The following is a 9762-nucleotide window of genomic DNA, read 5'->3' as shown; positions in this document are numbered from 1 at the left end:
TAGGCCTTAATCGCAGTCTGTTTAAATGAGGCTGTATACCTGTTCATGCAAAACACCCAAAAAGTCAGATGGGTGTCCAACTTTTTGGGTGCAGTTCATACCGTGGGACCGAATTCATTCGCGAAGGCATTCTTACAGCGGCACAGCGCTCTTGCGCACAACCGGCTTCAACAATTCCATCGGTGGTGTTTCACAGCTGATTTTGCGGCCCAGTAGCGCTTCAATCGAAGGCAACTGATACGAGTCATCTTCGCCCGCAAAGCTGATCGACACACCACTTGCGCCGGCACGACCGGTACGGCCGATGCGGTGCACGTAATCGTCAGGTACTTCCGGCAGGGTGAAGTTGATCACGTGGCTGATGCCGTCGATGTGAATCCCGCGACCGGCCACGTCGGTGGCAACCAGTACGCGAATTTTGCCTTCGCGGAAGCCTTCCAGTGTCTTGATCCGTTTGTGCTGAGGCACGTCGCCCGACAACTGCGCAGCGTTCACGCCATCGCGCACCAGGCGCTCTTCGATGCGCCGCACTTCATCTTTGCGGTTCGCGAACACCATTACCCGTTCCCAGTTGTTCTCGGTCACCAGGTTGTACAGCAGCTTGTATTTATCAGCGGCGGCAACGGCATAGATATGCTGTTCAACCATCTCGCTGGCGACGTTCAAGGCCTCGATCTCAACGATTGAAGGCTCGGTGGTCCATTGCTTGGCGAGGTTCATCACGTCTTCGGTGAAGGTCGCAGAGAACAGCAGCGTCTGGCGCTCGCCCTTGTGCGGAGTCTGGCGAATGATCTGCCGAACCTGCGGGATGAAGCCCATGTCTAGCATGCGGTCAGCTTCGTCCAGCACCATCACTTCGACCATGTCCAAGTGCACTTCACCGCGCTGATTGAAGTCCAGCAAACGGCCCGGTGTCGCAACCAGAATGTCGCAATGACGCGCTTCAAGTTGTTTGAGCTGTTTGTCGAAGTCCATGCCGCCAACAAATGTCATGACATTGAGGCCGGTGTACTTGGTCAACAGCGCCGCGTCTTTGGCGATTTGTACCACCAGTTCACGGGTAGGCGCGATGATCAGTGCGCGCGGTTCGCCCATGTAGCGCTCTTTAGGCGGCGGGGTCTGTTGCAGCTGCGTGATGATCGAAATCAAGAACGCGGCGGTTTTACCAGTGCCGGTTTGCGCGCGACCGATGGCGTCTTTGCCGGCGAGGGTGAAACCCAATACTTCTGCCTGAATCGGCGTGCAGTACGGGAAGCCCAAGTCGTGAATGGCATGCATTAATTCTGGCGACAAGTTGAAATCGTGAAAGCGGGTTTTGCCTTCCTGTGGCTCGACAACGAAGTCTTCAAGCTTCCACGTGCTGACCGGCGGTTTAGGCGCACGTTCACGACGAGGACGTTCAGCCTTCGGTTGTTCGACTTTTGCGGTGACGACTTCTGTGTTGTGACCCTGGACAGTCGTGCTGACAGGTGCCGAATGATGGGTATTGCGTTGCCGTACATCGCTATCGGTTGGGCCGACAGTAACAGGCGAAGAGGCGATAGGGCTGGGCGCGAGTTGCACAACCTCGCTTTTACCGAACATCTTTTTGAGTGCTTTGAGCACGGTTTTCTCATCAATTGATTAAGGAATGTACGTCGGGCAGTGTAAAGCAAGAACCCCTTGCGGCGTAGTGCCATACCAAAAGCGCTACAGGACGTGTCAAGTCAGGGCTTCACAGCGCGCTGTAGGTCGCTTCGTACGGTCGCCGCGGGGGTGTCACCCCAGCTTTTTTGCCAACCAGACCCCGATGTCAGAAATTTCCTGCGGTAACACTTCGTGCCCCATTGGGTATTCTTGCCATGTAACGGTTACGCCCAACGCCTTTAGGCAGTCATGTGCAGCACGGCCCATGGCGTTCTGGACCACATCGTCATGGTTACCATGCAAGCAATACACCGGAATCTGTTTTTGACTGGCGGAAAGGGTCAGTTCATCGCTGAAAGTCGGTGCGTAAGTGGAGAGGGCGAGGACGCCACCCAGCGGTCCTTGCCAGCGCAAAAATGCAGCGTGGTAAACCACCGCGCCGCCCTGAGAAAAACCTGCCAGAAAAATCCTTGCCGGGTCGATACCGCTGTCGCGTTGCGCCTCAATCAGGTTCAGCACCGTCAGCGTGGAAACCTCCAACTCCTCGCGGTTTATGGCCCGTGCCGGGCTCATGGCGATAATGTCATACCAACTTGGCATGCTATATCCGCCATTGATAGTGACTGCTCGGTCAGGCGCCTGAGGCAAAATGAAGCGGGTGCTCAGCAGGGTTTCTTGCAGCATCTCAGCGACCGGCATGAAGTCGTAGCGGTCAGCACCAAGACCATGCAGCCAGATCACGCAGGCGTCCGCAGTGTTGCTGGGTTCAAGAATCAGTGGGTTGCTCATTGCTGCTCCAATAGTGTGCGTGCGCGCTTTTTCAGTGCATTGGTGCGGTGCGCATTAGAAATAAATAGTTAATAAGATGTCGCAAGACTACAAGTTTTGGGGTTGACCTGTCGCTAATTCGACTTTGCCAGCATGCTGGTACGGGCTTTGCTATGGAACCTACTGAGTGAATACGTTTACCTCGGCGGTAACACTATCAGGTGGGTATAGCCGGGGTGAGCAATGAATCCATGCATCAGGATTCTGCGTACAGTTCGTTTTGTACCGGATTGGTCCAACGGACATCATGGGGCTTCAATCCATTCGACCGGTTGACGGGCTATGGTTATCGGGTGTCGGGAGGATCTCGCGCACGAACCTGGCCCAGGTCTTACGTCGCATGACCCAAAAATAAGCCAACACGGGTCAGTAATGCCTCACAAGGGTGCGACGGGACTGAAGCTCTACACAACAAAGAGCAAACTTGGAGGTTTGAATGAAGATGTTGAAATCCACCCTGGCAGTACTGACTGCAGCAACAATTCTTGGCGTAAGCAGCTTCGCTCAGGCGGGCGCTACTCTTGATGCGATTCAGAAGAAGGGTTTTATTCAGTGCGGCGTCAGCGATGGCCTGCCAGGTTTTTCCGTTCCTGATGCTTCGGGCAAAATCCAAGGTATCGATGCAGACTTCTGCCGTGCAGTTGCCGCTGCAGTTTTCGGTGACGCCACCAAGGTCAAGTTCAGCCAACTGAACGCCAAAGAGCGTTTCACCGCGCTGCAATCGGGCGAGATCGACATTTTGTCGCGTAACACCACGTGGACCAGCTCCCGTGACGCAGGCATGGGCATGATCTTTCCTGGCTTCGTTACCTACTTCGATGGTGTTGGCTTCCTGGCCAACAACAAACTCGGCGTTAAAAGTGCCAAGGAACTGGATGGCGCAACCATCTGTATTCAAGCCGGTACCACTACCGAGCTGAACGTTTCCGATTACTTCCGCGCGAACAACCTGAAGTACACACCGATCACTTTCGACACCTCTGACGAAAGCGCCAAGTCTCTGGAAAGCGGCCGTTGCGACGTTCTAACTTCCGACAAATCGCAGCTTTACGCACAGCGCAGCAAACTGGCTTCGCCAAAAGACTACGTTGTACTGCCAGAAACCATCTCCAAAGAACCTTTGGGCCCGGTTGTACGTAAAGGCGACGAAGATTGGGTGGAAATTGTCCGCTGGACTGGCTACGCCCTGCTGAACACCGAAGAAGCTGGCGTAACGTCGAAAAACGTTGCTGATTTGGTCAAAAACGGCAAAAACCCTGACGTTGCTCGTTTGTTGGGCGTTGACGGCGAATACGGCAAAGATTTGAAACTGCCGAAAGACTGGGTTGTGAAGATTGTTTCGCAGGTCGGTAACTACGGTGAAATCTTCGAGAAAAACCTCGGCAAGGGCACCGCTCTGGCAATTGACCGTGGCATGAACGCGCTGTGGACCAATGGCGGCATCCAATACGCACCACCTGTTCGCTGATAGGCCCTGTGCTCGGTAACCCTAAACGGTTACCGAGCACTGTCTGTTCCATTTTTCCTGGGGCACTACATGCAAAATCAAATCGGCGCACCAAAGCAGAGGCTTACCCTCAGCGACCCAAAAGTGCGTGCGTGGCTATTCCAGATCATCACGGTTGTCGCGGTGGTCTTCATGGGTTGGTATCTATTTGATAACACCCAGACAAACCTTCAACATCGCGGTATTACCTCCGGCTTCGAGTTTCTTAATCGCAGCGCCGGTTTCGGCATTGCTCAGCATTTGATTCCGTACACTGAGTCGGACACTTACGCGCGCGTTTTCGTTATTGGTTTGCTCAACACCCTGTTGGTGACGTTTATCGGCGTGATACTGGCGACCCTGCTGGGGTTCATCGTCGGTGTTTCACGACTGTCGTCCAACTGGATGATCAATAAGCTGGCGACTGTTTACGTGGAAGTCTTCCGTAACATTCCGCCGTTGCTGCAGATCCTGTTTTGGTACTTCGCGGTCTTTCTGACGATGCCAGGGCCTCGCGGCAGCCATAACTTCGCGGGTGTGTTTTTCTTCAGCAACCGCGGTTTGAACATGCCTGGCGCTAACCTGACTGACGCCTTTTGGCCGTTTTTTGTCAGCGTTGTGGTGGCGATCGTTGCTATCGTGTTCATGTCTCGCTGGGCGACCAAGCGTTTCGAAACCACCGGTGTTCCTTTCCACAAATTCTGGGTCGGGTTGGCCATGTTTTTGGTCATTCCCGCGCTGGACGTGCTGATAATCGGCGCTCCGATGCACTGGGATATGCCGGAACTCAGGGGCTTCAACTTCGTGGGCGGCTGGGTAATGATCCCGGAACTGCTAGCGCTGACGATTGCCTTGACGGTCTACACGGCGGCGTTCATCGCTGAAATCGTGCGCTCCGGTATCAAATCGGTCAGCCATGGTCAGACCGAAGCTGCGCGCTCTCTGGGGCTGCGTCCGGGGCCGACCCTGCGCAAAGTCATTATCCCGCAAGCGTTGCGCGTGATCATTCCGCCACTGACCAGCCAATACCTGAACCTGGCGAAGAACTCCTCGCTGGCGGCCGGTATCGGTTATCCGGAAATGGTGTCGTTGTTCGCCGGTACGGTGCTCAATCAGACCGGTCAAGCGATTGAGGTGATTGCGATCACCATGAGCGTGTACCTGGCAATCAGCATCAGCATTTCGCTGTTGATGAACTGGTACAACAAGCGCATTGCGCTGATCGAGCGGTGAGGAAAAGCGCATGACAACTCATACTTTCAAACCCGACCAGACACCGCCGAAAATGAGCGTGGGTGCTGTGGCGTGGATGCGCGCCAACCTGTTCTCCGGCTGGCTCAACACTCTATTGACACTGCTTGCGTTTTACCTGATCTGGCTGATCGTCCCGCCGTTGCTGCATTGGGCGATTTTCGATGCCAATTGGGTCGGCACTACTCGTGAAGACTGCACCAAGTCGGGCGCCTGCTGGGTGTTCATCGAACAGCGCTTCGGCCAGTTCATGTACGGTTATTTTCCGTCTGAACTGCGCTGGCGGGTAAACCTGACGGTCATCCTGGCGATCGTCGGTGTCGCACCATTGTTCATGAAAATCATGACCCGCAAGGCGGTTTACGGGTTCAGCTTTCTAGTGATCTACCCGATCGTGGCGTATTTCCTTCTGCATGGCGGCATCTTTGGTTTGACCGAAGTGGCAACTAGTCAGTGGGGCGGGTTGATGTTGACGTTGGTGATTGCCACCGTCGGTATCGCCGGTGCACTGCCTTTGGGCGTGGTATTGGCACTTGGTCGACGCTCGAACTTACCGGCGATTCGCGTGGTTTGCGTGACGTTCATCGAGTTCTGGCGCGGCGTACCATTGATTACCGTGCTGTTCATGTCGTCGGTGATGTTGCCGTTGTTCCTGCCAGAAGGCATGAGCTTCGACAAATTGTTGCGGGCACTGATCGGGGTGATCCTGTTTCAGTCAGCTTATGTGGCTGAAGTGGTGCGCGGTGGCTTGCAAGCCATCCCTAAGGGTCAGTACGAAGCAGCCGCAGCGATGGGCTTGGGTTACTGGCGCAGCATGGGTCTGGTGATTCTGCCGCAAGCGTTGAAACTGGTGATTCCGGGCATCGTTAACACGATCATTGCCCTGTTTAAAGACACCAGTCTGGTGATCATCATCGGTTTGTTCGACCTGCTCAACAGCGTCAAACAAGCAGCCGCCGATCCTAAATGGCTCGGTATGGCCACCGAAGGCTATGTCTTCGCTGCCCTGGTGTTCTGGATCTTCTGTTTCGGCATGTCCCGCTACTCCATGCATTTGGAGCGTAAGTTGGACACAGGCCACAAGCGTTAGGAGTTTTGTGATGAGTGAAGCGAGCAAACTGCCTTTGGGCGCCGAAGGCATGATCCGGATGGAAGGCGTACACAAGTGGTACGGCCAGTTCCACGTGCTGAAAGACATCAACCTCAACGTACGTCAGGGCGAGCGTATCGTGTTGTGCGGGCCGTCGGGTTCGGGCAAGTCGACGACCATCCGCTGCCTGAATCGTCTGGAGGAGCACCAGCAGGGTCGCATCGTGGTCGATGGCACTGAATTGACCAACGACTTGAAGCAGATCGAAACGATCCGCCGTGAAGTCGGCATGGTGTTCCAGCACTTCAACCTGTTCCCGCACCTGACCATTCTGCAGAACTGCACCTTGGCCCCGATGTGGGTCCGCAAGATGCCCAAGAAACAAGCCGAAGAAATCGCCATGCACTATCTAGAGCGTGTGCGAATTCCTGAGCAAGCGCATAAATTCCCGGGTCAGCTTTCCGGTGGTCAGCAACAGCGTGTGGCGATTGCTCGCGCACTGTGCATGAAGCCAAAAATCATGCTGTTCGATGAGCCGACCTCGGCACTCGATCCGGAAATGGTTAAAGAGGTACTCGACACCATGGTCAGCCTGGCTGAAGACGGCATGACCATGCTCTGCGTAACCCACGAAATGGGCTTCGCCCGTACCGTGGCGAACCGAGTGATCTTCATGGACAAAGGCGAGATCGTTGAAGAAGCAGAACCAAATGCGTTCTTTGATAATCCACAGAGCGACCGGACCAAGTTGTTCTTGAGCCAGATCCTGCACTAGTGGTTTTGGTGGTGTGAAAAAAACCCGGACTTAGGTTCGGGTTTTTTTATGGGTGTGATGTGAATCTGTGAGAGATCCTATGTTTGAGAGCAACCCCCACAGTCAGTGTGTAAGGAGTTTCAAATGCGGTGTGTCTGGAAACTAGCGGTGCTGCCTTCGCAAGCAAGCTTACTCCCACCGGATTCAGTCCCACCCGAAAGGTTTGTGTGTGCCGATCTTCTTTGGACCTTGGTTGTTATACAGCTGGCCAAAGGGCCGACACAAAACCCTGTGTGAGCAGACTTGCCTGCGAAAGCGGTAGGTCAGGCATCAGTGATGTTGGATCTGCCGGCGTCTTAGCAGGCCAGCTAGGGTGTAGGCTGCAGAGTCTCTTCGTTCGCCATGCCCATTAAAATAATGCCACCCACTAGCATTTGACCCCACCACAAAATTCCCAACAGCATCCACACATAGTTAAGAGGTGTAAATTTGGCATTACCGTCACCTCGGGGATCTTCCTCCAGATAATTGATTGCCCGCTGCGCGCGGATCAGCAAAGTTGTACTGATGCCTAGAATAACCAAAGACAAAATTAGGCTTAGCTCAAAGAATAAATACAGACTCTGGATAATTCCAAAGAACTGCAACCCTACTAAGGCAATGGCGCGTACTTTGAAGACCAGGCAACGCTACGGCCAGAGTTCTCACTGCAGTGATTGATCCGCCCAAAAAGTGAGTAGATAAAAAATATATTAAATACGCCCTGACAAACGGCAAAATTTTGGCGCCTGTCGAGTCCTTGTACAGTTTTCAGTTTCTATATGACCAATAAAAATAATAAAATCCCAAGGTCATCACCATCATGATGGCTAATTTTATTGGGGCGACCACGAAAAATTTTGGTTTGCTCTCTCGTACTGCTTCTGGCGAGTATTGCGATATAATTTCTAACTTATAAGACATGGATCGCCCTGTAGTAGGTTCGTAGGTTCGTAGGTTATAGATATAGATTTCCGCTTTTTTTAAGTGGGATTTAACTAGGTAGATGCCAGTTATAATAAAGCATATGAATAGTGCTGTTGATAAGAATTTCCATGAGTCAGTGTGTAGAACTATAATTTTTTCAAGTAAAAAGATAGTAAGTGCGGTGTAAAAACCTGCGCAGCTAAAAATCAACAAGAATTTTTGCCAAAAAATAAATATTCCTCGTCTGCTATACCGTATTTTTATTTTCATATCTGTCTATTTCTGCTTTGACATCGCTGATCGAGTATGTAATTGGTTGGTGAGTTTGGTGTTGGTATTTATTATGCTTGCATTGTATTAATTTTTCGTTGGAGACGTGTCCTTGATCGGTAGTGCATTGATTTTTAATAGTTGCTCAATAGTTATTGCGTCACCAAGAACTTCTAGGATAAGTGCAGATCACTTGTTTGTAAGCGCGAACGGAGTCTATTAGCACGGGTCTATATAATCTTCATGAGTCGGGTTTTCGTACCTTTCGGAATACATCATAAGCAGATGTGATCATCTTAATATTACTTCATTATGGTGTTTGGGAAAATTTTTTCATAAAAAACCATCGTTTCCTCGTCCATGGAAAAGGTACTGCTTCTGCATGGGCAATAAGAAATAAACATGACAGCCAGCCGATATTTGAGTTGTCGATTGCCCCAATAAATGGCAATGTTCCTTCCTCTAAAAATATTTGATGTACAATTCCGAAAAGCATGTTGTATCCGACCACTATCGCAAAAATTCCCGGTGAGAATTTATTCGCCGAAAATGTAAATCTGGCCCACAACGCAGGGAGGTAAAATAACACTGAAAGCGTGATGATTAATGAGTGTGTAAAAATACTATTCATGTGATTTATTTTCTACTGATAGATTTAGGTATGCATCTATAATTATCCAGAGCGTGCAACCCAATCCCGGATCGTAGGCAACCAGAATAAAAGACTGAATGATATCCACAGGGCATAGGTGATGAGGTTTTTTATCGAGTTATTTCCCCAGTTTTCAAACATCTTTTTTCGATGTACGTTCCAAGATATCTCCGGGTCGGAATTATCAATCGCAATGGGTGTAGGTTTTCGTGGAAACCACCATCCATGACTGGATTTACTGGGAAGTGCGAACAGATGGAGTAATAGGCCCGCGAAGGCAATCCAAGGGATCGATGGATGCTCTAGAACGATATCGAGTCGAATACCAAGAAATAAAAATTCGCTACGTTCAATTATATTTATATAAGGTATGGCAAATAATCCGTTGAAAATTACTCCGCAAAATAGTTTTTTGCTATTTAACCGATTTCCAGATAGGCAGCTTTTCAAAAATAGGGAGGCAGCTGCCCCGGTTATCACCAAAAATAGGAAAAACCATGGAGTCACTTTTTAGCCTCTTCGTGCAGTTGGTGTAATGTTTCATAATCTATATAGGTTTCAAAGAGTAAGGCGCCCTTTCCCATACTTTTGTATGCCATTATATAATCAGTTGGTATAGTTCTAAACAGCTTAAAAATTCCTGGTTTAATAATTAGTCGTCGTAGGCCGTATGCAGATAGCCCTAGGTCAGATAAGTAATAAGCCATGTTCCCGTCCCGGGTGCTATAGTTAAATTCCGTTGCTATGGTTTGATACGCCTTTCTAGTGAGGCCTTCTGTGTCGTTGCGGTCTTCCAGAAGATTTCGTCCGCTCTCGTACATATTGTTCGATCCATGGGC

At 51.0% G+C, this 9762-nt stretch carries 8 protein-coding genes; 4 read left to right on the top strand and 4 right to left on the bottom strand.

Features of this window, described 5'->3' with window-relative positions:
- Positions 1-132 precede the first annotated feature (132 nt).
- Together rhlB and M0974_RS07830 are read right to left on the bottom strand one after the other, a co-directional pair.
- A complete protein-coding gene (gene rhlB / locus M0974_RS07835; RefSeq protein WP_297834953.1) occupies positions 133-1584 on the bottom strand; it encodes an ATP-dependent RNA helicase RhlB in 1452 nt (483 codons plus the stop codon).
- Positions 1585-1758: 174 nt separating this feature from the next.
- Positions 1759-2415 carry an alpha/beta hydrolase gene (locus tag M0974_RS07830; protein WP_297834950.1) on the bottom strand — a complete coding sequence of 219 codons (657 nt, stop codon included), beginning with the start codon at positions 2413-2415 and terminating at the stop codon, positions 1759-1761.
- 475 nt (positions 2416-2890) lie between these two features.
- Here M0974_RS07830 and M0974_RS07825 point away from each other — a divergent pair, with 475 nt between their 5' ends.
- The 4 genes from M0974_RS07825 (at position 2891) to M0974_RS07810 (ending at position 7056) form a co-directional block, all read left to right on the top strand.
- Positions 2891-3922 (top strand): amino acid ABC transporter substrate-binding protein, encoded by a 1032-nt coding sequence (locus tag M0974_RS07825; protein WP_297834947.1) that lies wholly within the window; start codon positions 2891-2893, stop codon positions 3920-3922.
- A gap of 69 nt (positions 3923-3991) precedes the next feature.
- A complete protein-coding gene (locus M0974_RS07820) occupies positions 3992-5173 on the top strand; it encodes an amino acid ABC transporter permease (protein WP_297834945.1) in 1182 nt (393 codons plus the stop codon).
- Between the two features lie 10 nt (positions 5174-5183).
- Positions 5184-6281, top strand: coding sequence for an amino acid ABC transporter permease (locus tag M0974_RS07815; RefSeq protein ID WP_297834943.1), 1098 nt, complete (start codon positions 5184-5186; stop codon positions 6279-6281).
- Between the two features lie 10 nt (positions 6282-6291).
- Positions 6292-7056 carry an amino acid ABC transporter ATP-binding protein gene (locus M0974_RS07810; protein ID WP_297834941.1) on the top strand — a complete coding sequence of 255 codons (765 nt, stop codon included), beginning with the start codon at positions 6292-6294 and terminating at the stop codon, positions 7054-7056.
- A 1525-nt stretch (positions 7057-8581) separates the two neighbouring features.
- Here the strand turns inward: M0974_RS07810 and M0974_RS07805 are convergent.
- Together M0974_RS07805 and M0974_RS07800 are read right to left on the bottom strand one after the other, a co-directional pair.
- Complete coding sequence (locus M0974_RS07805; RefSeq protein WP_297834938.1) at positions 8582-8902, bottom strand: hypothetical protein; 321 nt, start codon at positions 8900-8902, stop codon at positions 8582-8584.
- 524 nt (positions 8903-9426) lie between these two features.
- The coding region (locus M0974_RS07800; protein WP_297834936.1) for a DUF4225 domain-containing protein at positions 9427-9762 on the bottom strand (336 nt) is incomplete at its 5' end.

The sequence above is a fragment of the Pseudomonas sp. genome (assembly GCF_026224925.1).
Taxonomy (GTDB): domain Bacteria; phylum Pseudomonadota; class Gammaproteobacteria; order Pseudomonadales; family Pseudomonadaceae; genus Aquipseudomonas.
The sequence above is the reverse complement of the archived record's forward strand: the minus strand, read 5'-3'. Positions and strand labels throughout refer to the sequence as shown.